Origin of the sequence: Bacillus sp. JJ664, from assembly GCF_036962205.1 — a bacterium.
Classification (GTDB): Bacteria; Bacillota; Bacilli; order Bacillales; family Bacillaceae_G; genus Gottfriedia.
In genome coordinates, this window is the sequence record NZ_JBALMS010000037.1 from 1 (window position 1) to 26,625 (window position 26,625).

The following is a 26,625-nucleotide window of genomic DNA, read 5'->3' on the forward strand; positions in this document are numbered from 1 at the left end:
TTGTTGGTTTCTATTTTACAAAGCAAGTGTTGTTTATGAAAACAAATTCATTAGACTATATCTATCAGCGCGAGTCAGAAAATTTACGATTTGACGAAGGTTGGTATCGTTCAATTGATAAGCAATCCTTTACTGTCCAATCGCGTTATGGATATCATTTAAAAGGATTTTTATATGAAATGTACGACAACAACAAATGGGTTATTATTACGCATGGGGTAACTGTGAATAAAAATAATTCAATAAAATATGTTGAGCTTTTTTTAAAGCTTGGTTTTAACGTATTAACCTACGATCATAGACGTCACGGTGAATCAGGTGGGAATACAACTAGTTATGGTTTTTATGAAAAATACGATTTACAAACCATCATACATTATTTAAAAGATTTGAAAGGTCATATTGTATTCGGTATTCACGGAGAGTCGATGGGAGCTGCTACATTACTACAATATGCAGGATTTGTTGAAGATTCAGCTGACTTTTATATTTCTGATTGTTCATTTTCTACATTTGAGGAACAGCTAGTCTATCGTTTAAAAGTTGAATATAACATTCCTAAATGGTTGATTCTGCCTGTAGCTACTATTTGGTTAAAGCTTCGTGAAGGTTTTTGGATAAAAGATATTTCCCCTTTAGATGCTATATCACATGTTAAAAGTCCAATTCTTTTTATCCATAGTAAACCAGATTTATATATCCCTTATTCACATTCGCTACAATTATTCGATGCAAAAAAACAAGGAATAAGAGAATTATTCCTTACAGAAAATGGTGGCCATGCTATGAGTTTAAATGAAAACAAATCAGAATATTATGCCGCTGTTTCTTCCTTTTTAGATGAAATTGTAAAGCAAGGGACTATGAAACAAAAAACTTTATAGAAATTATATTTTTCCAAAATACTTAATCATAACAAAAAAGGATAGAGCAAAAACTCTATCCTTTTTCTATTAAAGTGCTGCTTTTAAGATTTTCAAAGCATCTTCTTGATCTAATTTTTTAAAGTATCCAAATGGTCCGTACTTCACCGTTTTAGCTGACATTTCTTCAAGTTGATCTTCTGTAATACCGTATTCACTTAGTTTGCTAGGTGCACCGATTGAATTCCAGAATGAGCGTAATGCTTTGATTCCTTCTAATGCCCATTCTTCTTTTGATTTTGTTCCTTGTTCAATGCCGAAGACTCTTTCTGCAAATTGACCAAAACGATCAACATTTTCATTCATTACATACTCCATCCAATGTGGGAATATAATCGCTAATCCACCACCGTGTGGAATATCTGATACTGCAGATACAGCGTGCTCGATATTATGAGTAGCCCAATCTCCTTGTACGCCCATACTTAGTATGCCGTTTAGTGCCATTGTTCCACTGTAAAGAAGCGTTTCTCGTGCTTCATAATTATCTAAATTTTCGACTGCAATTGGAGCTGTTTCAATGACAGTTTTCAAGATTCCTTCACAAAAACGATCTTGGATTTTTGTGTTCGTTCCATGATGGAAATATGACTCAAGTACATGAGACATAATATCAACTGAACCGTATACTGTTTGATCACGTGGAACTGTAAATGTGTTTTGTGGATCTAAGATTGAAAATGTTGGATAGCTAAATTTACTTCCCCATCCTAATTTTTCATTTGTTTCCCAGTTTGTAATAACTGATCCTGCATTCATTTCAGATCCAGTTGCTGCTAGTGTTAGAACTGTTCCAAATTTTATTGCGTCAGTCGGAACTGCTTTACGAGTAATAACATCCCAAATCTCACCATCAAATTTTGCACCTACAGCAATTGCTTTCGTACAGTCAATAACTGATCCACCACCAACTGCTAAGATGAAATCGATATGCTCACCTTTACAAATTTGAATCCCTTTATGTACCGTAGATAATCTTGGATTTGGTTCAACTCCACTTAATTCGTGAATTGTTTTATCTGCTTCTTTTAAAATCCCTACGATTTGGTCATATAGACCATTTCTTTTTACGCTACCGCCGCCATAAACAAGTAATACATTTTTTCCAAAGCTTTGTGCTTTGTCCTTTAGTTTTTGTACACTATCTTTACCAAAAATTAATTCTGTTGGATTTGCAAATGTAAAAAAGTTCATACGTTTCCCTCCTATTCTTTTCATCTTAATTTTAACTGAATTCATAGAAAGGATGCATCTGAAACGACTTTAGATTGGAATATTTCTTTCAATAACTGGAAAAACTAAATAATCGTACGGTTTTCCCATGATTTGTTGAACCTTTTCATAACCAAAACCTACTTTTTCATACAAACGACGTGCTGCTGGTTTATCTTGATCGACATTTAAAGAAACTATTTTTACACCATTTGTTTTCGCATGTTCCAATAAGCCGTTCAACAGCTCTGTACCAATTCCTAATCCTTGATAAGCGGGATTTACAGACACCGTATCAATATAATAATCGCCTTCTTCTGCTTCTTTATCTACCTTGGCATCTTTTTTTGTATTTCGACTGATGATTTCTAGCATTTCTTGATCAAGCTCAGCTAATGCTGAAACTTGATAGGCTATAATGACACCAATCACTTGTTCTTCTTGTACTTTCACAAGACAGTTATGATAACTTAAGCGATTGTTCTCGGATTGTACGTAATATGTTAATAATGTTTCTGCTTCTTCATAAGTTTTTGTTCCTGTTAGCATAAAAGCAATATCTTCAATAGCTTGTACGATTAATGGAACAATTTGCTTTGCATCTTCTTTTTTTGCTAAACGAATCATGATTTCACCTTTTACCCTTGAATTATTACTTTAATATAACATATTTACTTGTAACCTTCGTAATTTTCATAACATAAATGTATAATTCATATGATTTCCCCCTTTATTTTTAATAGTAATTTAATGTATAATTAATCTAAATGTGTCTAGGAGGCAATATTATGTCTGATGTTCAAATTAAAGTACTAGATAATGGTCCTTTACGAGTTACTGGAACGGTTGAGCTAATTGATGCTGAAGGAAATAAATTCCCTCAAAAAGCCGCTTTTTCATTATGTCGTTGCGGATTATCAAGCAACTTTCCTTATTGTGATGCTTCACATAAAGGTAAGTTCGAGTCTGTTGTACGCGCTCCGAAATAAGTTAAGTACAATGTAAAACCGATTCGTTCGTTTTTCGTACAAATCGGTTTTACTATTGGTGTAAATTCTATTTTTCTTTTTTGGATGATAGTTTGAAAGATTCATAACTTATCTAATAGACTTGCACACATTTCATTTTTTATCTAATAGGATAATACTTAGGGGGAAGCAACATGAAGAAAATCGTAGCATCGATCGTTTTATCCGCAGCTTTAGTTACACCAGGAGTAACTGCTCTAGCAGCACCAGATCAAACTGAGTTAACTGAGTATTTAAAAAGCATTAACATGACTCAAGATGAATTAGAAGAGTACTTAAACTCATACTATGATGAATCTATTGAAGATTATGATTCGGTAGAGGAATTAGAAGAAACATTAGGGGATCCTTTGACTGAAGAAAGTTTAGCAGCGCTTTTAGATGAGTACGGTTACACTGAAGAAGAAGTAAAAGAACTTGCAGTCTTTTATGACGATATGGATGAAGATGCAACTTTATTAGATACTTATTACTTCACATCAGATGTTGAGTATTTAATTTTAATGGAAGAAGAAGATCTTGGTTCTCCTACTATGGAAGACTTTGCTGATATTTTCGAAATGATGGGTATTACTGAAGATGAAATTAATAACTTAACTGAGTATATTGATAATGTTATATCTGAAGACCCAGCAGTTGAAGCTAAATTAGAAGTTTTAGGAGAGAGAATGACTGATTTATCTGATCAGTACGAAGATATTTTCTCTATGGAAACAACTCCTGAAGAACTTCCAGCTGCATTAACAGCTGAAATGACAAATATCGTTAAAGAACTTCAATCTACATTAAAAATTGATGTGAAAGTATCAATTGAACAAAATGGTGTAAAATCACCTCTTACTTTTGCTCAAATGCTGATGATGGACGATTCATTAGAAACTGCTGAAAACGTTAAACTTTATGTAGAAATTTTCGATAATGCAGGTAATTTATTATTAGATGCAGTTTTATCAGATGAATTATTCTCTGAAATAGACATCCCGGGATTAGTTGATGATGTAAAAACTGTAGTGAACAAACCAACAATTTCAAGAACTGAAAATGGCGGAAAACTACCAAAAACTGCTTCTCACACAACTGAGTGGGCGTTAGCTGGTGCATTCATGATGTTATCTGCACTTGCTTTACGTAAAAAAGCAAACGCTAATCGTTAATCGATGAATCGTAAACGGAAAATTCTTTTAATACTCTCTGCTTTCCTTTTTCTAGTTGGCTTATTATTCACTACGACAAATGCTTTTACGATGATTAAAACATATGTGCTTTATAAGCAGACAAAAGATGAGTTTAAAGAATCTGTGAATAAAGAAACAGAAAAAAAGTTAGCACAGAAAAAAAGGAATGAACCACTTTATAAGACTTATCCGGAATTTGGCGATGAGATGGGAACATTAACGATTCCACGAATCAATGCAAAGATTCCAATATTTCATGGTACAAATGAGGAAGAGCTTTCTAAAGGAATTGGCCATTATGCTAAATCGGTTTTACCAGGAGAGAGAGATAATAGTGTACTAGCGGGTCACCGTGATACAGTATTTCGTCAGCTTGGTGATGTAAAAATTGGCGATCAACTCATTGTAACCACTTCGGCTGGTACGTTTACGTATGAAGTGCGTAAAATTCGTATCGTTGATAAAGATGATCGTACAGTAATTATTCCAAAACGAAGACCGACTTTAACTGTAAGTACTTGTTACCCTTTCCGCTATATCGGTCCTGCACCACAGCGCTATGTACTTGTTGCTGGTTTAGTAAAATCTGAAGTAAATAAATAACAAAAAGACTCACTATTCGTAGTGAGTCTCTTTTTTATGTGAAAATTTATTTCTTATAATCTTTCAATTCTGCCCAATACGTTTCATTGTTTAAATTTCGAACGCTCCATTCATAGTGACCATCACTACAATTTTCTGAAAAGAAATTCGCTGAATAATAACTATAATACAGTGCGTAAAAAAATAAACTTTCCTTTACTTGCTCACCTATTTTTTCGATGATCATATTTACATAATGATTTAATTTTACCGCTCCTAGTTCATCATATAGGTCAAATAAAATCCAACTTAAAGCTACATCAAATAAATAATCACCAGACATTGTCATTAAACCAAAATCAATTACACCGTTAATTTTACCGTCATCTTTAACTAACAAATTAGAAGGATAGAAATCTCCGTGAATTAAGTCATACTCTCCTTCATATTTCTTTGATAATACGTTTAGAAAATAAAGGTATTTACTTTCGTAATCTTTTACATCCTTCATCAAGTACATTTCTACTTCTTTATTTTTTTGAATCAGAGATTGTTTTAAAAACTCATTCCAATCTGCTGGCTTATTACGCATTTCATAATCCCTTAATAATTTATGTCCATCGATTTTATGTTCAAGTGTTATTTCTTTTATACTTAAAATCGTTGATAAGTACTGTTTAAAAAAGGCATTCAACTGATCGTAATCAAAGTTAGACAAAGCTTTTTGAATATTCCTACCTTCAATTCGTTTCTCGATTGTTATGACCGCTTCTTTCTCTTTTATAATTTCATATATTTTTGGTAAATTGAAATTAACAACATTTTCATTCATCGATTCATAAAATGACTTTAAGATTTTTTGTTTTTCAAATGCTGAAACTTGATACAACTTGAATACTCGATCTTGATGATACGAATAGACTTCTGCTTCCTGGCCTTTGCCTAAGAAATCATTTTCATTAATATTATATTTTTTCAAAATGTGTGACCGGACATTTTGTTTGATCATCTCTTATTCTCCATTACGTATAATTTCTTGTTTACTATTTTCCAATAAAACTATATTCTCTGTCTATTAATTTTAGAATTTTATAAACAAGATAAATAAAAAAAGCGATTCAACTAAATGAATATCGCGATTTTGCATAACTGCCTCTATTATTTACAACATCATCTGCTAAAACTGAAATTTTTGGATCAATTAATAGTGCTAATAATATCGTCGCTATTCAATTGATCAAACCTGACGCCATAGCTGTACTTGTCGCTCTATCTGGAGCTAATACAGATGCATACAAAGCAGATAACACACCAATCGTATAAATTGCTGTGACGATTAAATTAATCAAAAACAACTTATATGGTATGTCTTTTAAATCGATTTCCTTTATATATGATAATCTAGGCATTCGAAAGTGCTTAAAGCTTCGTTTAAACATATCAATCGTAAATGATTTTTTTAGGACTGTTAAAATTGATCCCCGCTCATTACTTAATTCAATAATCGCTCTGGAGAATAAAGCGACAAATGTTGGCATCAGTAGTATACCAATGATTGTCCCAACCGTTGATGCCCCGATTAATACTCTTATTTGATTGTCTATTAGATCTAATTGATGGCTGTTTCTCGCTCGATCTACTAATCCTCCAGTAAATGGTTGTTGGATCATGTTTGACATCCGAGAAACAATTACCATCGTATTAAATAATGATAAAGCAGACGCGATTAGCTTAACTCTTGCCCCAGAAAGTCTGACAGAATAAGCAAGCGTTTCAATACTATGTATAATTAAGATGAACAAAGAAATCATGATTACATTTCCCGTTATCATTCCCATGAACTTCACTTCTTTTCATCAACTTTTGCAGTTTGTATTTTAATGTATGAATGGTACTAGTATCAGCAAGCAACATGACAGAATCACTAATAAACGTGTAGTTTTTTTCGAAAGCTTATCCATTTTCTGCCCACTATACCAACCAGAAAATTGCATTTTATTTCGATACAATACAAATAGTAAAAGAAAAATACTTACACTAGCAATCCATCCGTTTTGATTGCTAACCGTTACATGCAAATTCTTATAAATTAATTGTAAGATCTCACTAAATAGCGCTCCTAATATAGTGAAAATAGCTATGATTCTAATGATTTCTAATATAAACCTCATCTTCTGCACCAACCTGTTGTGTTTATCGTATTTTAGCCATATAAAATTCGTCTAAAAATTGATCTTTAACTAAAAGGGATTTTCTTTTCATTCCTTCAACTTCAAAACCCATTTTTTTATATAAATTTACTCCTGCTTCATTTTGTGTAACAACTGTCAGCTCTAATCTTACGATGTCATGTATAATTGCCCATTCATCTAGTTGTTCAAATAATGCAGTTCCAATTCCTTTCCCTTTATACTGATCTAATACACCGATCACTATATATGCAGTATGTTTTTTCCTTTTTGTTGTACCACCTATTGTTATTAAATACCCGATTAGCTTGCCTTTTTCTTCTGCTAAAAAAATCGTTGCATTCTTCTGTTTTTCAATCATTTCTAGCTGCTTACGTTGTTTATCCACTGTAGCCTTTCTTTCACCGGCTTCAAATAACATATAATCTGCTTTACTTTCAACTTCCACTACTAAATTCAAAAACTTTTCTGCATCATTTGGTGTTGCTTCCCTGATTTGCATGTTCCACACTCCCAATGCTTATATATGGAATATTATACCACTATTTTCAAATTATTTTTTTCGTTTTTTCTGAAGCTGTTTTCGTAAATTTTACTAGAAAGATAGATCTTTACTCGTCTTTTCTTTTCTATTACATACTCGTTAATGACAAAAAAACACCATAATTGGTGTTTTGACAAAGTAAAAAAATTAGATTTCAGACTGCCTGAAAACGCTTGTCTTTCGAGACGTGCAGCCCTAATGAGGAGCATATTTACCTTAGACGGTAATGTTGTTCTTCTCTCTTAATCTTCTACAATATGCCACGATCCTTGAGCTTTACGAATAAAGATGATTTGTCCAATATGGTATGTATTATGGGTACATAGATTGGAAATTGCTTGCCACCAAATCGCATCTTCTGGAAATGTCGGGATATGTTCATGGAGTTTTGATTCAGTTGTCTCCTCTATTACTCGCTGCCAGCTTGCCAAACCTTCATCTGCCTTTTTAACAAGCGTTTTCCAACTTTCCTCTGTAACATGATCAATCTCAAAAAATGTATCTGCATTTCGCTCAACAATTTCTGTTGGTATCTCTCCTTTAAATCGCTTTAACCATCTTTCATTATAAAAATGTAAGTGATTGACTATTTCAAGGATCGAATGCATTTTTTCTGATTGCTTCCACACTATATCTTCTTTATTTAACCCTTCTAATGCTATACTTAAAGGCTTAATCCAGCTTTCGTCATTTCTACAGATAGCTAACTGATCTAATAGCAATTCTTTTTTACTCATTCATTTCTCCTTTACCAAACATATTTTTTATCTATCTTATTCGTTATCTTTTATAATTAACCTCTTATTATCTTATTTTTTACACAAAAAATGCACTACCTCATAATGATCAGTAATGCATTTTTGAGTCATAGGATAACTTACCTCAGTTGAATTTATTAATGAAGTTTAAAAATTGTGAGTGTAGCTCCTGCTCCTGTTCCTAGAGTCGCTAAACCTACAATTCCAAACAATTGAAGAGAAATCGTATCCCCAGTTTCTAATGGCAATATAATTTGATTATTATACTGTGTTCGACTGATGACAGGCGTGATTGTCGTAGCATCTACAGGTCGACGATTGACTAGTAATCTAGTAGATAGTGTTGTTTCCGTAGTAGTATTTACTGAATAAATAATTAAATAATTCCCTGGATGTTCGACCGTCAATCTATCATTTGTCTCATTAATCGTGATTTCCTCTCCAATATTTTGGAAAGATGAGAATGTAGCGTCTGTCCCTTCATTTAGTACCGCAATTACTCCACCGCTATTCGTAATATGTGCAAAATGTCTTCCACCTAGACCTGGTGGTGGTGTTGGTCTATGTGGTCTTGGATGTCTTCCAAAATCCATATTATCACCTTATTCATTATATTAGACATTGATCCTCCATTGAAAATAATGTCCTTAGAGCTTGTCTATATTCCTATAATCTATTAATATGATTTACTTTCACTTTCGTTACTATTTCATCATGATTTTAGTCGCATATTTTCATAAAAAATAAAAATCCTTAGATCTTGGAAGACTAAGGATAGTATAGTAAGAATCAATCTTACTTTGACATTATACAAAAATCTGTTTATGTAGACCTTTCCATGATACTAGCAATTCTTTCTAGTGCTTTTGTTTGTTTTTCTAATTCAACATTCCTTTTGTTCGCTAAACGTTCATATTTCTTATAAAAAAAGTAGACAATCGTTACTGGTATTCCAATATAAAAAATAAGAAAGTATATTGGGAAAAAGCCAATGATTGAATGCATTGATTCCACTCTCCTTTAAATTGGTTCTATAAATACTATGTATTACTTCTTACTACCAACATAATGCTCTAGCGCAACCAACTGATTCTATGCTTCAAGGTGTTGTTCGTCTGTTTTATCTGTTTTTCTATCTCTTTTTATTATTTTCTATAACTAGGTAGATTTCCCTTTACAGATTTCACCTTCTTCCTATTCAAATTCAGGATTCCGATGTTAAATCTTTTCTGACAGATTTTCCGAAAAATTCAAAGGTCTTTTTAAACGCAAAAAAACCTTATCCGTTAATGGATAAGGCTTTCACATTTTATTTAGTTTTGTTTTTGTTTTTGACTTAAGAAATGATAAATAGCATGTGCTACTCCTGCTTCATCATTTGTTTTTGTCACAAATGCACATTGGCGCTGAAGCTCCTCTTTTGCATTCCCCATTGCTACTGGAAAACCTACACGATTAAACATAGATACATCATTAAAGCTATCTCCAATTGCCATACTCTCTTTTAAATCTACACCTAAAATCGGTGCCAGCTTTAACAATGCAGCTCCCTTGCTTACGTTTGCCGCATTAATCTCAACGTTATTTGAATGCGAAGAAGTAATTAATAAGTTCTCTTCTTGCATAAGTCTTAGTCGAGTACGATTAATGACTTCTGGATCATTCGAAAGAAATAATATTTTATATACATCAAGATCTTTAAAATCCTCTACCGATGTATAATTACGAACTTTTCTTAAAGTAGCCGTTACTTTATGAATTTTTCCAGTTTCCTTATTCGTAAAAAACTCTTCATATAAAGTATCGCGACATTTAGTAAAAGAACCTTCACTTGTACTGATTATAAATGTCTTATTTTCCTCTTCACAAATTGCCAAAGTCTTTGCAAATACTACTTTATCCATTGAATCATTATGCAAAATATTGGCTTCATTGTCATAAATTTGAGATCCATTTAAACAAACAATTGGACAAGTTAAACCTGCTTCATCTAAAGTTTCTTTTGCACTTTCGTACATTCTACCTGTAGAAATGACAACATGGATTCCTTCCTTTTGTGCAGCTCGAATGCTTTCTACGTTTTCCTTTGGTATTCCATTCTGACCATTTACAAGCGTGCCATCCATATCAATTGCAATCAATGCCATGTCGTTCGCTCCTTTTCTACTATTCTATTACTATCTTAAGCCTAAGTATTCACTAATTACTAGTAAAAACATATTTATTCATCCATTCTTTCTTATTATAACGCATAAAAAAACCTCCTGCATTTACGAGGAGGTTTCAGACTGTCTTGTTGCTTCCAATTTTTATATTTTCATTTCAGTTTTTGAAGCATCTTTAACTTTTCCGGACGTTTCATTTTTTCAGAGATCAATATCGATTACTTCTTTACCAATAAGGCGCGCACTTTGTACTGCCACAACAGTTCCACCAGATGAGGTAAAGACATTATTTGCTACAATTTTATCCATTACTTGCTTAACTAATGCTGGATTAACTGGAATCGTAGGATTATCGACAGTTAGTGTCACAATTTTCTCTTGTTCATTTAAAAATTTTAATTCTAATGTTTGGATCATCTTCCATCTCCCCTTTTCTATATATTGTTTAAAAGCACTCCGTTACTTAATACTTCTAAATCTGCAATAGGTAAATCTTGAAGTGATGCCAGTGCATTACCAATCAGGATTAGCTTCTCTAAATCCACACCGACCTTCACATTTTTGTATACCTTTTTCTTGATGATGTTTTTCCCCTCTGCATCTTTTCCTGCATGTAAATTTACATACAATGTTAGTTGTTGAGTAGCGATTTGCGCCATTTTCAACTCCCCCTTTCGTTGTATATATAAAAATAAGGGAGTTATTTTTCGCTAACGCAACAATATTTATAATTTGGGTCTTCACGTTCCAATCTTTACATCAACAATATCACTTAATATTAGCTCCATATAACCTGCTTGTTCTTCGTATATAGATAGTCTATTTTGGTGTAAATTAATTTTCCCTACTTTTCCACTCACGCTATGATGATGGTGATCTTTATAATACGTAATCTGTACATTTTCATCTTCAAAAACTGCTTGCTGAAGATGGCGATTCATCTCTTCTAATAACTGCTCATCCACATCTCTTTGCTGTTCATAGTTTTGTGACACCTTCCAGTCGCGAAGCATCTTTACATGTTCAGGTAACATCATTGACGTCCATTTGATTGTACCTCGGTCACGAATCATTTCAATCTTCTCCTTTTATCTATCATTCTTAGTAGTGTTTCGGTAACACACCTTCTACTTCTCGATAATCGTTAATCGTTCTAGTCGGTTACAGTCCAAGTAACGAGCAGAGGCATTTGGTCTTACGCTGTCGGAGCTAAACAGTCGGCTCCACTTTTCTCTCTGTCTAGTTCCGGCAAATTGCCCCTCGAGGTCATAAGTCGAATAACATTGAAAGTTAAAAAGCAACTTTCATTGTTCTCCGCCTTACGCTTGTCGGGGCAGGGCTATTTGCCTCCACTTTTCTTGTTACCCTTTATGTCCTCCTACTAGTTTGCTTCTTGCGAGTGCGGTGCCGCCTTCTGCGTAGGAGACTGCCCATAGAAGTGCATTGGAGCCGTATTTTTTTCTTACTGCATCCATCACGTAGCCTAGATTTCGTTTTTGGGGCTTTTTCTGATCAAATAAATTTAGTTGCATCAATTCATCACTGACAATATTGGAAAGCGTAATGAGTACTTGTCGCACAGTTTTTCCTTCGTAATATTGATCAAAAAGCTTCATGCAAACTTCATACAAGTCCGATGTGATATTTGTTGGTTCATCCATTGTAAATGCATGAGAGAATCCCCCTCCAAACTCCTCGCGACTATATCCGATTCCTAGTGTAATTGTTCTGCCTGCCTTTTTGGCATTTCGAGTACGACGTGCTACTTCTTCACACATTTCACGAATAACAAATTTAATTTCTTCTACTTTTGTATAGTCTCTCATTAATATTTGGCTTTTTCCGAAACTAATCTGCCCATTCATAATTGGCGCACCAAGCTCAGAGAGATCCACTCCCCATGCATGATGGTATAGTTGGTTTCCCATCACACCAAACTTCTTTTCAAGCAAGTGAAGTGGGTATTTTGCTAGCTGTCCTACTGTAAAAATGCCCATTGAATTAAGGGTGCGTTCAATTCTTCGACCAATCCCCCACATTTCACTAAGCGGACTAACCTCCCATAGCTTTTTTTCTACATCTTCATATGTCCACTCTGCAATGCCTTTCTTTTTCCCCTCTAAGTCCAGACAGAGCTTTGACATTAACATGTTAGGGCCAATCCCAATTGAACATGGCAATTTAAAACGAGCTAAAATGTCAGCTTGAATTTTTCCAGCAATTTCCCATGCGTCGCCCCATAATTTCTTCACGCCATCAACCTTTAAAAAACATTCGTCAACACTATATACATGTAAATCCTCTAATGGCACATATTCATTTAATAACTTCACAATGTTTGTTGATATTTCCAAATACTTTGCCATTGATGGATTAACAATTTTAATCCGTGGATCTTTTGGAATTTCAAACACTCGTGAACCTGTTTTAATACCAAACTCTTTTTTTAATTGTGGTGAAGCCGCTAGTACGATACTTCCTTCTCTTTCAACATCTCCAACAACTGCTAAGTAACATGTTAATGGATCTAATTCGAGCATGACCGCAGAACAACTTGCATAAAAGCTTTTCATATCGATGCATAATATACGATGATGTGGTAACTCTTCATAACAAACGCTCATACATATCACTCCCAATTCTTCCAAAAAATAGCAGAACCTATGTTCTTATTTTTATTATAAACATATATTAAACGAATATACGTTCTATTTCAATTAATTTTTTCGCTATGAAGTAATGAAAAATTTGGATATACTTAAACTAACTCGAGGGGGAGGAACGATGTAAGTGGATGGACAGTTTGTAAAGCTAATGATCAAGCGAGCATTAACGCAATATGGGGGAGAACATGAAGAGTGGATTACAAATGATATGCTGGATGAACTGTACAAACAAATTTTAGTCGAGCAAGAAAAAAGCGAACGTTCGTTACATGAATTAGTACAAGATATTGTTTACGAATACGTAACAAATTATGCCTAACATCCGAGCTTAAAAATAGAAAAACCCGAGATAGAACAATTCGTTCCTCTCGGGTTTATTAGTATGTAAATGATACTTCGCTTGTGATTCCTTCATCTTCATTAAAATGAATGATAATTTCCATTGAGTGAGAAGAAAATCGATGTACTTCATCAAGAAAAAAACCGATGGCATCTGACATTTGTTGTTCACCGTAATTGAAGCTACGGTTATACATTTTAACTAGACAACTTACTCCTTCTTCTTCATTGAACAAAAATTCAATTTGCACTTCTTCCGGGTGAATACGTTCTAAATCGGCAACAAATACACAAATTGCATTTGCCACGTCTTGTTCATTTAGATAGATTTTCATCAGTCACCTCAGTTCATTAATAATGATCTCTATTTCCTCTACGAAAGATTTTTTTAACAAACCATATAATGGCAACGATGATTAAAATATCAAATAAAAGACTAAAAAATGAAAATCCAAATTGTTGTCCGCCGTAATAACCACCAAAGGGATGCATCATCGAACCAAATAGCGATCCAATTCCAAAAGCACCAGCATATCCTAAAAAGTTTCTACCAGTACTTCTAGGTGTACGATAACTAGATCTAGGAGCAGTTGGACGATAGCTTCTATTTGAGCGATAGGATCTTCTTGCTGCATATTGCATTGATGATTGCTTACTAGAGAAACTCGTTTTTGCAGAAACTTTCACAGTTTGCAGATTGTGAAAATGAGTGTTTGCATTAACTGGAACTGAAAAAGTTAAAATCAGAACGATAGTAAACGCAAAATACCAAAGATTTGTTTTCTTCAAATTAAGCCCCTTCTTTCATTATCAACATCCTTTTTAGTATGGATGTTTTCAATAAAAAAATGTAAGAAAGAAGAAACTACAGCCACTTTATACTCTGTTTTGTAAACAGTTGGTCAGCTAGAAGATGAGAAAAATACCCGACTGTCCCTGCCAACCACAGACCATCAATTTGTAGGTCCTTTTGAATAAAAAAACAAATACCACTCCAAATCGCTAAAAAGTAAAGAGAATGGGTCGGACCACGGTGCTTTAACCTTGAAGAAATAGCAATAAAGAGCCCAAGTGCAATGATTGACCAATTTCCATAAAAAGCAAACCAGCCTATAAATGAAATTAATAAGCCAGTCAGCATTAAAATCGTTTTTAAATTCCGTAGCCAGCTAATACAAAATAAAAATAGAACCAATATTCCTACACCATATATCCATGATCCTGAAAAAATCAACTTCCCCGTTTTCATGATGATAAATAAAGAAACTGCTAAAAATAAAAAGCTAAATAGAATCTTAAGTGGTGTAGACACTTTCTTCGTTAATGAGCCGTTATGATGATCTAAATCTGGAGCCAAACTACTGATTGCACCAACAATAAGTGGAACGGTCATTGCATCATTGTTTGTTGCGTACATTGTTACTCCTGTTGCGAATAATCCTACAATTACATGACTTTTTCCATCCAATATTACATACCTTCCTTGTCTTAACAAATATAAATGTTCATATAACTCATTATAGTCGGACAAGAATAGAATGCCTATTACTATATAAGAAAAAGTTGGAAATTACTTGATTCTTAAAAGTCCCTTATATTCATTGACGATTGAACTTTTTTCTGACAAAATGAAGGAAACTAAGATGTTATCATAAAATACTTTCACAGTTTGCGTTGGGGGAAAATATGCAAGAAAAAGAAATGAGTGTCATTGATCATTTAGATGAACTTCGAAGTAGAATAATAAAAGTAATTGTTTCATTCGTTTTATTTTTAGGAATTGGTCTATATTTTACAAAAGATATTTTTCATTTTCTAGTAAGAGGCCTGAATGAAAAGCTAATAGCCTTAGGTCCAAGTGACGTCCTTTGGATTTACTTTATGATTGGTGGAGTATTCGCTATAGCGTGTAGCATTCCAGTCATTGCATACCAATTATGGGCATTCGTCAAACCTGCATTACATATAAAAGAACAAAAAACAACAATGCTATACATACCTGCACTGTTTATTTTATTCATTTGTGGCATGGCCTTTGGATATTATTTTATCTTTCCAAACGTTTTAGCATTTTTAACAGAAATAGGTTCTGAGCTCGTAACTGTTACTTTTACAGCAGAGCGATATTTTAGCTTTTTATTTAATTTAGTGATACCATTTGCATTTTTCTTTGATTTACCGGTTATTATACTTTTCTTAACAAGTATCGGAATCATAACACCAGCATTTTTACGTAAATCACGAAGATTTGCATACTTTATTTTAATTATTATCGGGACAACAATCTCACCTCCTGATTTTGTATCAGACATGATGACAAGTATCCCTTTACTAATTATTTATGAATGTAGTATCATCGTCTCTACTTTTGCATATAGAAGACGTATGAAACGCGAGCAAATAGTACAAGATTAGCAATAAAAAAAATGGACAGCATTGAAAGATGCTTGTCCATTTTTTTATCCTAACATTTTAAAAGATTTGAGACGAATACAATGTAACGACTACACCAGAGAAACTATACATTAGCGAAGCTTTGATTGCTAACTTTCTTTTAAAATCTTTATGTAATTCATTTAATTCTAAACCCACAGCACGTAACCACTGATATTGTTGGAAAGGAGTATAACTTTGTTTTTTTGCGCTTCTCCAAAAAAGGACGATTGTCGTTGCGAATCCTATCATAATAGCAGAATTACCAGGAGATGAATCCGAAAGAACACTAACAAGGAACGTCAAAATCAGTTGTACAATTAAAATAGCAAATACATAAATGAACTTTTTCAACATGTTAATCCTCCTTATTTTAAGCTTATATAAATTATATCAAAGATGCATTTTTCAGAATAGTAAATTTTTTGTAGAAATCATAGGATATTAGAATCAAAAAAAGGACATTTGTAAGAAAATAGGAATAATTTGTTCATTCACGAAATACCCATTCGTACGTTCTATTTTACACTTGCATTTACAGAACAATCGTTCTATAATAGAAATAGAAAAAGATTCCCATACGAATGAGAATCTTTAAAATACATACTATTTATTATTTTGTTCAAGTTCTTCTTTTGACTTTGGTACGATGATAATTGTTTCCCCTTTTTTAGAGAACATATACTCATCGCGAGCATAGTTTGCTATATAGTCTGGGTTATTTAACAGTTTGATTTGTCGATCTAGTGCTTTTTCCGTAACTGCTAATTTCTTCTGTTCTTCTTGTAGATTATGTAATTCAGTTTGTTTTGCTGAAACGATTTGATGTTGACTAAACCAATAAATTCCAGCAACTACAAATAAAGACAAGTATAATAGAGCTAATACAAGTCTATGTAGTCGAATTGATTTCCCTTTTTGAACCTGTGGAAATTGATTACGAGAAGGCTTGTTTATTACTTCTCTTTGTTGACTATATAATTTTCGTGCTTCTGCCTTCACGTATAACTACCTCACTTTCAAAAATATTATTCTAGTCTAGTGTACCAATTAATAAACTAATAGAAAAGAGAAAAAAGGTAAATTAAGTAAAAAAATGTATTTTTATCACTAAAGTACCATTATTTTGTCGAGTTATTGTACATACATTTAATCGGCATAAATTGCAGAATTGTAAAGTCTCTTTTTTATTTTTAGAATATTTTAAAAACTTTAACTAAAGTTGTTGACGGGGATTTTTATATCGTGTATATTTAATTTAAATTAACTGAAAATTTAAACAGTTAAATTTTCGTAATCATGTTATACACATCCCCCCAATCCCTATCACCCAATTTGATAGGGATCTTTTTATGTTTCCATTTGTCGAAACCATCTCATTACCATTTTAATAAGAGTTCGATTATAATACACATTATAGGAGGTATGAACGATGCAAAAATTAGAACCAAGTGCAGTTCAAGATGCACTTCAAAAATTTATAGATCAAACAGTTTATTTACATTTAGAAACAACTAATGGTGCTTATGCTAATCACTTTAATGAGAAAGTAATGACAGTAAATGCATTTATTCGAAATACAAAAGTAAATATCAGCCGTGCTACTGTAACAGGAAAAAATCCTTATAGAGTTGGATTAAAGCTTGATGAGGGTTGGGTAGTTGCTGAAGGCTTGACCGATTTTGAAATTGATGATGAAAACCGCCTCCTACTAGCAGGCCATAATGAAGAAGGTAAACTAGCAATTGCACTACAATTAAGTCACACACCATTTTAAGAGAGGAGCACTACTAATGAAAGAAGAAAAAGTATTAATCGTGTTCCCTCATCCCGATGATGAAGCATTTGGAGCAGCTGGAACAATTTCACAATTTACAAACAAAGGAATTCAAGTTACATATGCATGTTTAACACTTGGAGAAATGGGACGCAACATGGGAAATCCTTTTTTTGCGACAAGAGAAACCCTACCTAAAATTCGTAAAAAAGAATTAATAGATGCTTGTAATGAAATGGGTATCCAAGACTTAAGAATGCTAGGATTTCATGACAAAACAATCGAATTTGAGGATCCTGAAATAGTTGTATCTGCAATTAAAGAAGTGATTGACGATGTGCAGCCTACATTAATGATTACTTTTTATCCAGAACACGGTGTTCACCCCGATCATGATGCTACTGCAAGAGCAGCTATTGAAGCAGTTAGCAGAATGACTTCAGACGAAAGACCTGTTGTATGGTGTATTGCAATCACGAAAGAACGATTTGATGTATTAGGAAAACCTGACATTGTGAATGATATTATGAATGTTGCTAGTCAAAAGCTTCGAACAATGAAAGCACATCGTTCCCAAACAGAAGCAATGTTAAAAGACGTTACAACAATTGAAAAGTTTGAAGATATTGCAGACGATCGATTGAAAATGTTTTTTGCAAAAGAATCATTCTACACTTATCACTTCGAATAAGAAGGTTTAACTCAGCTTTCTGTAGAAATAGTGAGAGATTTAGTAATTATTCTGGAGGTAAACAAATGTTAAAAATGAGATACTTAATTTTATATGTTTCAAATCTAGAAAAATCCCTTACTTTCTACACAGAAGCATTAGGCTTACCTGTTCGTGGGAATCACGGTACCTATGTAGAAGTAGACACAGGGCACACAATTCTAGCATTGATCGAACGTGGCAATGTACAGGAATTAACTGGATTAAGTTATAAAAGTACACCTCAAACTTCGCAAACATTTGAAATTGGTTTTGTAACTGAGGATGTTGTTGCTACAATAGAAGCACTACGCGTCAAAGGTGTAGAGGTAATAAAAGAACCAATTACAAAGCCTTGGGGTCAAACAGTTGCTTATGTGGGCGATCCTGATGGACATTATATCGAAATTTGCAGTTCAATGGATTCATAATCCATCAAATAGAGAGAAAAAGGATAGAAAAGCAGACATAAACTCTGCGATTTCTATCCTTTTTTATGGTTCGCTCTTATCTCCTTCCATTTCGTTTTTGACTTTTGTTTTCTTTTGTATGAAAGCAATGAGTAACAGAGCCGTAGGAATAATCATTTGAAATGGTATATGCAAGTAATAAGGAACAATTTCTAAGCCTTCTTTAAAGTGATGTAGAACATTTGGAGCAATCCATAAAGAACTAATCACTACAAGGAAACTAATTGGATAAATAACATCACTATTTTTCTTTACTTTAAAAAGTTCAGAAGAGATTGTCACTGCACAGTAGTAAAAAAGAAAAATTTTAACAAAACCACCGATTACCATAAGAATAACAATAAGTGGATCCAATCTTTGAACAAAATTGGCAATATTGATATAACTAATTGCAGTCAAAAGTGGAAAAGTAGCTCTTTCATAAACAGAAACGCCTAAAATCATAATGTTTTTAAGGGTAAAAAATATTAATACCATACCCGAAAAAATCAATGCTGGAATCCCTATTTTCAACGCCTTATTTGTTTTATTTAAATGCGGCATGATCATCGTAAATACAATCACTTCCCCAAAAGGAAATGCCGTAGTAAGTGGGAAAGATGCTTTAATGACTGGCTTCCAACCATTTTCCAATACGGGTCTAATATTATCGATTTGATAGATTTTAGAAACACTCTCAAAGCCTACAATAATCAAAACAATAATAATAATAAGTATAAAAATGAACTCATTTGCACGTGCAAATGTTTCTAATCCTTTATGAGCTCCGTACATGACAACAAACATCATAAAAATACCAATCAAAATTAACGAAGATGCATTAAAAATTGTAATGACTAATAATTCTTCAAAATCACGTAAATCTCTAGCAGCTATATAGATAAAATAGATCAGATAAACTATGGCTACGATTTTACCAGCATTTTCACCTAAAATCTCCTGAGTCACTTTCGTAAACGTTTGCTCCGGAAATAACTCAAATAATTTTATATACACATAAAACAATATACAGCCAAAAAATGAAGCAAGCAGTAAACTAATCCAAGCATCTTGCTTCGCATCACTTGCAAGCCCATATAATGATGAAGTTCCAACTTCAAACAAAAAAATCATACAAAAAAATTGAAAACCACTAATCGTTGTTTTTCGATTCATCTACTTACCTACTTTTTGAACTGTCATAAGTGACACTTTCATCTTAATACGTTCCATTTTATGTTTACCTAAAATTCCCATTTCATGAGCTTATTTAAAAGTTTTACAGAGATATCTTCTTGTTTCATCCTGGAGTTGTAATCAACTAACGCATTTAAATAGGATCAATAAAAAAACAAGCTGCCGTAGCAACTCGTATTCTTTCAGAAAAAAACTGTCTAAAAATATTCCCATGCAGTTTTTCACAAATTAATGTGGTTGAAACTAGGTATTTCAGGTTTTGTATTGATTTCCTTAGGTAAACGAGATGGAGCTTTAGGTACTTTCCGAATTTCGTAATTAATGACATCTGACGAGTGAAGCGTAACAACAACACTACCTCCATATTGCTTAGCTCGAATCAAAATCGGTTGATTATATTTATTTTGAAAGCGAAAATCAGGTCCATACCAGCTAACAGTAGCATCACGTCCAGGTGGAACATATGATACTTGCCTACTATGCGAATACCGCTCCACAATTTGTAGTCCAGCACGATCAACAGCATTGAACAACGTTGATGACACCTGACAAATACCTCCACCAACTCCTTCAGATAATTCCCCTTTAACGATAATGGCAGCACTCAAGTACCCTTTATCTTTACTCCTCTTTCCTACAACCTGGTTAAATGAGAAAATCTCGTTAGGGAAAACAACATGATTATCAATTGCTTTTGCCGCTAGTGAGATATTGTTTAAACGACTTTTATTATTTGAATTAAAATAAGTCACGTACTGACCAATCTGTTGTATCCGTATATGAGCAAGTAACTCACTGTCAACTTTCGGATAAATGTCTAACTCAGGCACTTCGATCTTTGCAGGGCCACTCCCATAAAAGTAAGAGTGAAACTGCTCTTTAAACTCCTTTTTATAAAGTCTGTACCCTACCTGCCCAGGTACAATTCTTCCCTGGTCATTAATTTTAGCATTGATCGGTTCCTGATAAATTTGCTGGTCAAGTTTGTCGATAAATTGATTGTATTTACTTTCATCAATCGTTGGAATACCAGGAACAGGCACAGTAAAATGCTCCCGATTAACAATGGCTATGGTGTGTCCTTGTTGATTGATCGTTAAACTGTCTGGAAGATGAACAGATTGTGTTAATATAAATAAACTAGCTATCCAAGTAAGGATCATAAATGGCATACCTCCCAATATTAGTATGGGCAAGAGATTATACTTTAATGTGATTCGCTCTTTTTAAATAAAGAAAGTTCAAATAAGCTTTGAATGAAAAAATCACAAGTGTGTTTTTTTCATGAAGCTAGTAAAGAATAATGACGAACCTTAAAAATTGGAGGGACTGTAATGAAAAAAGATGAATATACAAATGACATGAATCAACTGTTAGAAATCATTAATGCCAAGGGAGATACTGGTGAACTCTTGGAAATTGTAGACAAATACAAAGAAACAGAAAATGAAGAAAGCAATCATAATCATGATCTTTTCTATCAAGAACTGCGAGTGATTGCAGAGGATAGTGCAAGAGAAGATTAAATACCGTTTAATGAAAATAAGCATAAAAAAAAGCTTATCGACTAGTCTAATCTCGAGGGACTTCATCGGCAAGCTTTTTATTTCCAAAATTAAAAGTATAATAACTCCACTTTTTCTTTAGCTTCTAAGTTTTCAACCATTGTAAACCATGATTCCGGCTTATTTGGTAAAACAGTATAATAACGTTTTAAGAATTTCACAATTAAGTCCGTAGGTAGCTCATTCATGTCCCCATCCATTGGAAGGAAGCAAAGATCTAAACCTGTAATAGCCTCACCATCGTTGTGCCAAGAAGGATGAACATATGAGAAATTAAGACGCTTATAGCCAAGGTGAGCCAAGACTTCACGACGAACATATGGATCCATTGGCTTAACACCGCCAAACTCATAATGATCTACACGATATGGATCATAGATTTCAGCAAACATACCTGATAATTTCTTACCATTTGCAGTAGCTAAGGCATGCAAATCTTCTAATCTTTTTTTGGCCAAAAACGGCCCAACTCCAAAACCAGCTTGGCCGATGATTGTAAAATCTGTCATAGCAACATTAAAATCCTCGTAATAGCGATACTCTGTAGCCCCCACTACTCTTCCTTCATGAACAGCAACAAAAACACGAATACCGGGATCCTCCAAAGGTTCCTTCCAAAGATCAAATTCAAGTACTTCTTCCGGGGGAAATACATCTTGCATTAATTGATGCATTTGTGAAAATAACGGATCTTTGATATTCACAATTCTACTAAATTCCATTACATGTTCTCCCATCTTAAATTGAATTTGCAAATGGATTTTTCCATTCCATTAACGTCCCATAATGACATGATTCTTCATCCTCTAAGTAATCGGCTACTACTTTAACTGGCGTACGACCGCAACGAAGTAAAAAGGAGATAACTGGATCTTTTAATTCTCCTTTTAAAATAGTATCCAAATACTGCTCGGGAGACAAATCTTTTGCAACTTTATGATAACCAGGCATTCGTCCTCCACCAAGCAACCGTTCCAAGCGCAAGTGAACCACAATATCATACATTGAAAACATCAACCACTTCCCGAGCCCCAATTTGCGATAGATCGGTCTAACTCCAATATCAACAACGTACAAAGTATTTCCATTTGGGTTATGGTTACGAATATAGCCACTATCTGTCATGTCGTCCCAGGTGTGATTTGGTTGATTCGAATCAAAATCTACAAGTAACCCAGTCATTGAACCTGCTATTTTGCCATCCACTTCAATACACAGTGCTCCTTGTGGAAAAAGAGACACGTGGTTAGTAAGCTGCTCCTCATTCCACCAAAGGTCAGATGGAAATGGGGGCGGAAAGCTTTCCTGTTGAATACGAATTAAATCTGGAAAGTCCTTTTCTACATATTGACGGATTACTACAGGGACAGGTTTGTCTTGGTCGAAAACAAAGAATTCTTTTCGATACATATTAAAACCCCCAAATGCGAATTCCTTATTTTGTTTCCCAATCTGGATAAAGATCAATGCGACGATCACGCCATGTAGTCACAGAGCCCTTTTCACGAACTTGATATAAAAGCTCTAAATTCAAATCCGCTGTAACAATCATATCTTGATTAATTTCCCCTTCTACCAAAATACCTTTTGGAGGGAATGGAATATCATTTGGCGTGATAACCACTGCCTGGCCAAAATTAGCACGCATGAAATCAACAGTTGGAAGAGAACCAACAGTCCCAGTATTTACAACATAGACTTGATTTTCAATTGCTCTAGCATGACTCGTGTAACGAACTCGATGAAAACCATGACGATCATCAGTGCATGAAGGACAGAAGATTACATCTGCACCTTTTGCTTTTGCCATTCGAACGATTTCTGGAAATTCGATGTCATAACAAGTTAACATCGCAATTTTTCCTTTTTCAGTTTCGAATACTTCAAATGTTTCACCTGGGCTCATGTTCCACTCATTCACTTCAGTTGGTGTAATGTGAAGTTTAGCCTGTTCTGCAACTCGTCCATCTGGATAAAACAGATGAGCAACATTGTATAATCGATCGCCTTTGCGAATTATATGAGTTCCTGCAACAATGTGCATCTTGTATTGCTCTGCAAATTTGATAAATAATGTACGATATTGTTCAGTAAAGTTGGGTAATTCTTGAATCGTTAATGCTTCACCTTTATCATTGCCGATCGACATAAGCTGAGTTGTAAAAAATTCAGGAAAAACAATAAAATCCGAACCAAATTCTTCTGCTGTTTTTATATAATGCTCCACTTGACTTGCAAATTCTTCAAAAGAATTGATTGTGTGGAGATGATATTGAACAGCTGAAACTCTTAATTGCATACAATCCCCTCTTCCCAATTTCAATTATATATATTGTATAAACCTTATTAGATAAATTAACTAAATGAGCAAAAAACTCCTATGCTAGCACTATCATAGCATACGGAGTTTACGAAAAGATAAATAATTAATTACTATAGGGTAACAAGTGAATTTTATTCTGCTTTGAATCTTTGATTTTCAATAATTACCTTTCCATATTCAACTTCATTGTTTTCAAAATAATCATGAGCTTCACTTATTTCTTCAAATGTAAAACGCTTCGGATTAATAAGTGGCTTTACTTTTTCGGACTCTACGAGATTAGCTATTTTATGTAAAATCTCACCATGTTCTTTACGCCCTTCCTCTGTTTTCTGAGTAAGCATAATAAAAATAACATGTAAAGATAAGGATTTACTATGTAATGGCGTTAAATCATGAGTAGAGCGAGCAGCGATCGCTAAAACTGTCCCCTTTTGTTTAACAGCTTGAAAAGACTTATCCAAATTATCAGTACCCACAGTATCAAAAACGACATCAAAGCCTTTACCATTCGTCAGACGCTCAACGTATGCTAAGACCGACTCATCTTTATAATTAATGACATGATCTACTCCGAGTGATTTGACTAATGCTGCTTTTTCATTTGAGGAAACAGTAGTAGAAACAATAGCACCTAAGGATTTAGCTATTTGTATCGCTACATGACCAACACCACCTGTCCCCCCATGAATTAAAATATGATCTCCAGCTTTAATATTCCCTCTATCAACTAAAGCCTCCCACGCTGTAATTGAAGTCAAAGGTAAGCCAGCAGAATCTTGGATTTGTATATTTTTAGGTGCTTTTGCCAAAATTGACTCATCAACTAATAAATAATCGGATAGTGCTCCGCCTGCTGCATTAAAGCCATATACTAGTTCTCCAACTGAAAAACGCAAAACAGACTCTCCAATTTCTACAATTTCACCAGAAAAATCACTATGAAGAATCATTGGAAAATTAGGTTGAAATGCGTTTTGAACAACACCTTTTCGAATTTTCATATCAATCGGATTCACACTAGTTGCAGCAATCTTAACAAGTACTTGATTTCCTTTAGGAAACGGGTAAGGAACATCTATTTTTTGAAATTCGGAACTATTTCCATACTGATGAATCACCATTGCGTTCATATATATTCCTTCTTTCTCATAGTGAATTTTTCTATATTTTAACATAAATTTTATTTATTCAATAAATTAGAACTCCTGAAAATAAAGACAAAAAACCTTTTATATTTAAAAGGTTCTTTTACTTATTTAACGATCCAACATTCTTCATATAATGATTCAATACAAATCTAATACTTTCATCTATCGGAATATTAATCCCGAAGCCGTCATGATCTTCAAGGGAAACAAATCCATGAAGAATACTTCTTAGCCCTCTGACAATATGGATTTGATCAATCTCATTTACATCATATGGTTTCAGAACTTCAAAAATCAATTCTAAAATTTTAGTTGCAACTACAGTGTATTGATCACCTACAGTGTGAGTTGATGAAAGAGTCGATTGATATAATCCAGGGTGCTTTCGAGCAAAATGGATATATGCAAACGCTAAAGAAAAAATCGCCTCCTTTGATTGATCACAAATTGAAGAGTGAAGCTCCTCATACAGCTGCTGAATACCATAAAGTGCAATACTATTTTTCAGTTCATCTAAATTTTTCACATGATTATAAATTGAAGGGGGCTGAATCGTCAATTTCTTAGCTAAATAACTAATCGTTAAGACATCCCAACCTTCATCATCGACAATCTCAATAGCAGTTTTCAGTAATTCGTTAAAATTTAAACCAATTCTAGGTGACATTCATGATTCTCCTTTATTTAATGCATGCTCAATTGCTTCTTGTGGATTATTTAACATTGACCCATGACCTACTGCCAATAATAATGGCTTCAATTGACTTATTTTACGAGCACTTTTGATTGCCTCCTCTTTGCTCCATGTCGCCCAAGCAGGAAATGGAAATAGAAGGTTCAATTGTCCTGAAATTGCAATACCGCCCCTTAATGTAAATGCATCTCCTGCAATTACAGTATTTGTACGTTGATCCAAAAACGACATCGAACCAGGAGTATGGCCAGGTGTTTCAATTGCTAACAATGAACCAATCGTATCACCTTCTAGTAAATATCGATCAGGTGTGGTTTGAATATTTTTTGGTACTCCACCTTTTATAGGCAAATTGGGTTCATTTGGTTCTAAAGTAACATCACCCTTTAATAATTTCGCATCTCTTTTTGAAATAGATACAACAACATCAGGCATCATAGATTTTAAACGGTCTAGTGAACCGATATGATCCCCATGAGCATGAGTCAGTACAATATTTGTTATTTTTTTGCCAATTTCATTCGAAACAGAAATGATTTTATCAGCACTGAATGATAAAGCAGTATCAATTAAAGTAAGTCCATTTTCTTCTTCAACTAAAAAACAATTTACAGGGAATAAATTAGGCAAAAAACTGATTTGATAAAGAAAATTAGATTTAGTAACCTTCATCACAATTCCTCCTAAGTTAAAACTAATGGTATTAGTTTTATAATACTAATGCCATTAGTTTTTGTAAACACTTA

General features: G+C 33.7%; 36 protein-coding genes and 1 pseudogene. 10 read left to right on the forward strand and 27 right to left on the reverse strand.

Annotation, left to right across the window (positions count from 1 at the left end; all coding sequences use genetic code 11):
- Positions 1-884 (forward strand): alpha/beta hydrolase (locus tag V7056_RS06140; protein WP_499700261.1); only part of this gene is annotated, 884 nt, incomplete at its 5' end.
- Positions 885-953: 69 nt separating this feature from the next.
- On the opposite strand, the gene V7056_RS06145 is transcribed toward V7056_RS06140, so the two are convergent.
- Positions 954-2,117: an iron-containing alcohol dehydrogenase gene (locus tag V7056_RS06145; protein ID WP_499700262.1), complete on the reverse strand. Its 1,164-nt coding sequence runs from the start codon at positions 2,115-2,117 to the stop codon at positions 954-956.
- Positions 2,118-2,186: 69 nt separating this feature from the next.
- On the reverse strand, positions 2,187-2,762 hold the full coding sequence (locus V7056_RS06150; RefSeq protein WP_499700263.1) for a GNAT family N-acetyltransferase: 576 nt from the start codon (positions 2,760-2,762) through the stop codon (positions 2,187-2,189).
- Between the two features lie 161 nt (positions 2,763-2,923).
- On the opposite strand from V7056_RS06150, the gene V7056_RS06155 reads away from it, so the two are divergent.
- The 3 genes from V7056_RS06155 (at position 2,924) to srtD (ending at position 4,941) form a co-directional block, all read left to right on the forward strand.
- Positions 2,924-3,124, forward strand: coding sequence for a CDGSH iron-sulfur domain-containing protein (locus V7056_RS06155; RefSeq protein WP_087999273.1), 201 nt, complete (start codon positions 2,924-2,926; stop codon positions 3,122-3,124).
- Positions 3,125-3,297: 173 nt separating this feature from the next.
- Positions 3,298-4,317, forward strand: a complete 1,020-nt coding sequence (locus tag V7056_RS06160) for a processed acidic surface protein (protein WP_499700264.1) — start codon at positions 3,298-3,300, stop codon at positions 4,315-4,317.
- Between the two features lie 3 nt (positions 4,318-4,320).
- On the forward strand, positions 4,321-4,941 hold the full coding sequence (gene srtD / locus V7056_RS06165) for a class D sortase, LPxTATN-specific (protein ID WP_499700266.1): 621 nt from the start codon (positions 4,321-4,323) through the stop codon (positions 4,939-4,941).
- 46 nt (positions 4,942-4,987) lie between these two features.
- Here the strand turns inward: srtD and V7056_RS06170 are convergent, their stop codons facing one another.
- From V7056_RS06170 to V7056_RS06225, 12 genes and pseudogenes are all read right to left on the reverse strand, one after another.
- A complete protein-coding gene (locus V7056_RS06170) occupies positions 4,988-5,929 on the reverse strand; it encodes an aminoglycoside phosphotransferase family protein (RefSeq protein ID WP_499700268.1) in 942 nt (313 codons plus the stop codon).
- Positions 5,930-6,065: 136 nt separating this feature from the next.
- Positions 6,066-6,758: pseudogene (locus V7056_RS06175) on the reverse strand (lipid II flippase family protein); the annotation flags it as partial.
- Between the two features lie 39 nt (positions 6,759-6,797).
- On the reverse strand, positions 6,798-7,091 hold the full coding sequence (locus tag V7056_RS06180; protein ID WP_499700269.1) for a hypothetical protein: 294 nt from the start codon (positions 7,089-7,091) through the stop codon (positions 6,798-6,800).
- Between the two features lie 22 nt (positions 7,092-7,113).
- The gene (locus tag V7056_RS06185) at positions 7,114-7,611 is read right to left on the reverse strand and encodes a GNAT family N-acetyltransferase (RefSeq protein ID WP_499700271.1); all 498 of its coding nucleotides are present in this window, start codon (positions 7,609-7,611) and stop codon (positions 7,114-7,116) included.
- Between the two features lie 284 nt (positions 7,612-7,895).
- Positions 7,896-8,390, reverse strand: coding sequence for a DinB family protein (locus V7056_RS06190; RefSeq protein ID WP_499700273.1), 495 nt, complete (start codon positions 8,388-8,390; stop codon positions 7,896-7,898).
- Positions 8,391-8,548: 158 nt separating this feature from the next.
- A complete protein-coding gene (locus V7056_RS06195; RefSeq protein ID WP_499700274.1) occupies positions 8,549-9,004 on the reverse strand; it encodes a BclA C-terminal domain-containing protein in 456 nt (151 codons plus the stop codon).
- A 229-nt stretch (positions 9,005-9,233) separates the two neighbouring features.
- Complete coding sequence (locus V7056_RS06200) at positions 9,234-9,416, reverse strand: hypothetical protein (RefSeq protein ID WP_499700276.1); 183 nt, start codon at positions 9,414-9,416, stop codon at positions 9,234-9,236.
- 308 nt (positions 9,417-9,724) lie between these two features.
- Complete coding sequence (locus tag V7056_RS06205; protein WP_499700278.1) at positions 9,725-10,558, reverse strand: Cof-type HAD-IIB family hydrolase; 834 nt, start codon at positions 10,556-10,558, stop codon at positions 9,725-9,727.
- 219 nt (positions 10,559-10,777) lie between these two features.
- Positions 10,778-10,993: a DUF2922 domain-containing protein gene (locus tag V7056_RS06210; RefSeq protein ID WP_499700280.1), complete on the reverse strand. Its 216-nt coding sequence runs from the start codon at positions 10,991-10,993 to the stop codon at positions 10,778-10,780.
- 17 nt (positions 10,994-11,010) lie between these two features.
- Positions 11,011-11,235, reverse strand: a complete 225-nt coding sequence (locus tag V7056_RS06215; RefSeq protein WP_499700282.1) for a DUF1659 domain-containing protein — start codon at positions 11,233-11,235, stop codon at positions 11,011-11,013.
- An 81-nt stretch (positions 11,236-11,316) separates the two neighbouring features.
- A complete protein-coding gene (locus V7056_RS06220; protein WP_499700284.1) occupies positions 11,317-11,649 on the reverse strand; it encodes a YolD-like family protein in 333 nt (110 codons plus the stop codon).
- 288 nt (positions 11,650-11,937) lie between these two features.
- A complete protein-coding gene (locus V7056_RS06225; RefSeq protein ID WP_499700286.1) occupies positions 11,938-13,200 on the reverse strand; it encodes a Y-family DNA polymerase in 1,263 nt (420 codons plus the stop codon).
- Between the two features lie 166 nt (positions 13,201-13,366).
- Here V7056_RS06225 and V7056_RS06230 point away from each other — a divergent pair, with 166 nt between their 5' ends.
- The gene (locus V7056_RS06230; RefSeq protein WP_499700288.1) at positions 13,367-13,561 is read left to right on the forward strand and encodes a YqzH family protein; all 195 of its coding nucleotides are present in this window, start codon (positions 13,367-13,369) and stop codon (positions 13,559-13,561) included.
- A gap of 58 nt (positions 13,562-13,619) precedes the next feature.
- Here V7056_RS06230 and V7056_RS06235 read toward each other — a convergent pair whose 3' ends face one another.
- The 3 genes from V7056_RS06235 to V7056_RS06245 form a co-directional block, all read right to left on the reverse strand.
- Positions 13,620-13,916 (reverse strand): DUF2653 family protein, encoded by a 297-nt coding sequence (locus V7056_RS06235; RefSeq protein ID WP_499700290.1) that lies wholly within the window; start codon positions 13,914-13,916, stop codon positions 13,620-13,622.
- A 16-nt stretch (positions 13,917-13,932) separates the two neighbouring features.
- The gene (locus V7056_RS06240; RefSeq protein WP_499700292.1) at positions 13,933-14,370 is read right to left on the reverse strand and encodes a hypothetical protein; all 438 of its coding nucleotides are present in this window, start codon (positions 14,368-14,370) and stop codon (positions 13,933-13,935) included.
- Positions 14,371-14,446: 76 nt separating this feature from the next.
- Positions 14,447-15,049 (reverse strand): metal-dependent hydrolase, encoded by a 603-nt coding sequence (locus V7056_RS06245; RefSeq protein WP_499700294.1) that lies wholly within the window; start codon positions 15,047-15,049, stop codon positions 14,447-14,449.
- A gap of 218 nt (positions 15,050-15,267) precedes the next feature.
- Between V7056_RS06245 and tatC the strand changes: the two genes are divergently transcribed.
- Positions 15,268-15,996 (forward strand): twin-arginine translocase subunit TatC, encoded by a 729-nt coding sequence (gene tatC, locus V7056_RS06250; RefSeq protein ID WP_499700296.1) that lies wholly within the window; start codon positions 15,268-15,270, stop codon positions 15,994-15,996.
- Positions 15,997-16,053: 57 nt separating this feature from the next.
- Here the strand turns inward: tatC and V7056_RS06255 are convergent, their stop codons facing one another.
- Positions 16,054-16,371 (reverse strand): hypothetical protein, encoded by a 318-nt coding sequence (locus V7056_RS06255; protein ID WP_499700298.1) that lies wholly within the window; start codon positions 16,369-16,371, stop codon positions 16,054-16,056.
- Between the two features lie 249 nt (positions 16,372-16,620).
- Positions 16,621-17,016, reverse strand: a complete 396-nt coding sequence (locus tag V7056_RS06260) for an FtsB family cell division protein (protein ID WP_499700300.1) — start codon at positions 17,014-17,016, stop codon at positions 16,621-16,623.
- A 430-nt stretch (positions 17,017-17,446) separates the two neighbouring features.
- On the opposite strand from V7056_RS06260, the gene V7056_RS06265 reads away from it, so the two are divergent.
- The 3 genes from V7056_RS06265 (at position 17,447) to V7056_RS06275 (ending at position 18,931) form a co-directional block, all read left to right on the forward strand.
- Positions 17,447-17,791: a YojF family protein gene (locus V7056_RS06265; protein ID WP_499700302.1), complete on the forward strand. Its 345-nt coding sequence runs from the start codon at positions 17,447-17,449 to the stop codon at positions 17,789-17,791.
- 16 nt (positions 17,792-17,807) lie between these two features.
- The gene (gene bshB2 / locus V7056_RS06270) at positions 17,808-18,482 is read left to right on the forward strand and encodes a bacillithiol biosynthesis deacetylase BshB2 (RefSeq protein WP_499700304.1); all 675 of its coding nucleotides are present in this window, start codon (positions 17,808-17,810) and stop codon (positions 18,480-18,482) included.
- Positions 18,483-18,547: 65 nt separating this feature from the next.
- Positions 18,548-18,931 (forward strand): VOC family protein, encoded by a 384-nt coding sequence (locus V7056_RS06275; RefSeq protein ID WP_499700306.1) that lies wholly within the window; start codon positions 18,548-18,550, stop codon positions 18,929-18,931.
- Positions 18,932-18,994: 63 nt separating this feature from the next.
- Here the strand turns inward: V7056_RS06275 and V7056_RS06280 are convergent, their stop codons facing one another.
- Both V7056_RS06280 and V7056_RS06285 read right to left on the reverse strand, forming a co-directional pair.
- Positions 18,995-20,125: a GerAB/ArcD/ProY family transporter gene (locus V7056_RS06280; protein WP_499700308.1), complete on the reverse strand. Its 1,131-nt coding sequence runs from the start codon at positions 20,123-20,125 to the stop codon at positions 18,995-18,997.
- A 242-nt stretch (positions 20,126-20,367) separates the two neighbouring features.
- Positions 20,368-21,309 carry a VanW family protein gene (locus tag V7056_RS06285; RefSeq protein WP_499700310.1) on the reverse strand — a complete coding sequence of 314 codons (942 nt, stop codon included), beginning with the start codon at positions 21,307-21,309 and terminating at the stop codon, positions 20,368-20,370.
- Positions 21,310-21,480: 171 nt separating this feature from the next.
- Here V7056_RS06285 and V7056_RS06290 point away from each other — a divergent pair, with 171 nt between their 5' ends.
- Positions 21,481-21,672: a hypothetical protein gene (locus tag V7056_RS06290; RefSeq protein WP_499700312.1), complete on the forward strand. Its 192-nt coding sequence runs from the start codon at positions 21,481-21,483 to the stop codon at positions 21,670-21,672.
- A gap of 89 nt (positions 21,673-21,761) precedes the next feature.
- Here the strand turns inward: V7056_RS06290 and V7056_RS06295 are convergent, their stop codons facing one another.
- The 6 genes from V7056_RS06295 to V7056_RS06320 all read right to left on the reverse strand — a co-directional run bounded on the left by V7056_RS06295 (position 21,762) and on the right by V7056_RS06320 (position 26,551).
- Positions 21,762-22,433, reverse strand: coding sequence for a GNAT family N-acetyltransferase (locus V7056_RS06295; RefSeq protein ID WP_499700314.1), 672 nt, complete (start codon positions 22,431-22,433; stop codon positions 21,762-21,764).
- A 16-nt stretch (positions 22,434-22,449) separates the two neighbouring features.
- A complete protein-coding gene (locus V7056_RS06300) occupies positions 22,450-23,121 on the reverse strand; it encodes a GNAT family N-acetyltransferase (protein WP_499700316.1) in 672 nt (223 codons plus the stop codon).
- A 25-nt stretch (positions 23,122-23,146) separates the two neighbouring features.
- Positions 23,147-24,010 carry a carbon-nitrogen hydrolase family protein gene (locus tag V7056_RS06305; protein WP_499700318.1) on the reverse strand — a complete coding sequence of 288 codons (864 nt, stop codon included), beginning with the start codon at positions 24,008-24,010 and terminating at the stop codon, positions 23,147-23,149.
- A 155-nt stretch (positions 24,011-24,165) separates the two neighbouring features.
- On the reverse strand, positions 24,166-25,167 hold the full coding sequence (locus tag V7056_RS06310) for a zinc-binding dehydrogenase (RefSeq protein ID WP_499700319.1): 1,002 nt from the start codon (positions 25,165-25,167) through the stop codon (positions 24,166-24,168).
- 118 nt (positions 25,168-25,285) lie between these two features.
- Positions 25,286-25,852: a TetR-like C-terminal domain-containing protein gene (locus tag V7056_RS06315; RefSeq protein ID WP_499700321.1), complete on the reverse strand. Its 567-nt coding sequence runs from the start codon at positions 25,850-25,852 to the stop codon at positions 25,286-25,288.
- Positions 25,853-26,551: an MBL fold metallo-hydrolase gene (locus V7056_RS06320; RefSeq protein WP_499700323.1), complete on the reverse strand. Its 699-nt coding sequence runs from the start codon at positions 26,549-26,551 to the stop codon at positions 25,853-25,855.
- Between the last annotated feature and the right edge of the window lie 74 nt (positions 26,552-26,625).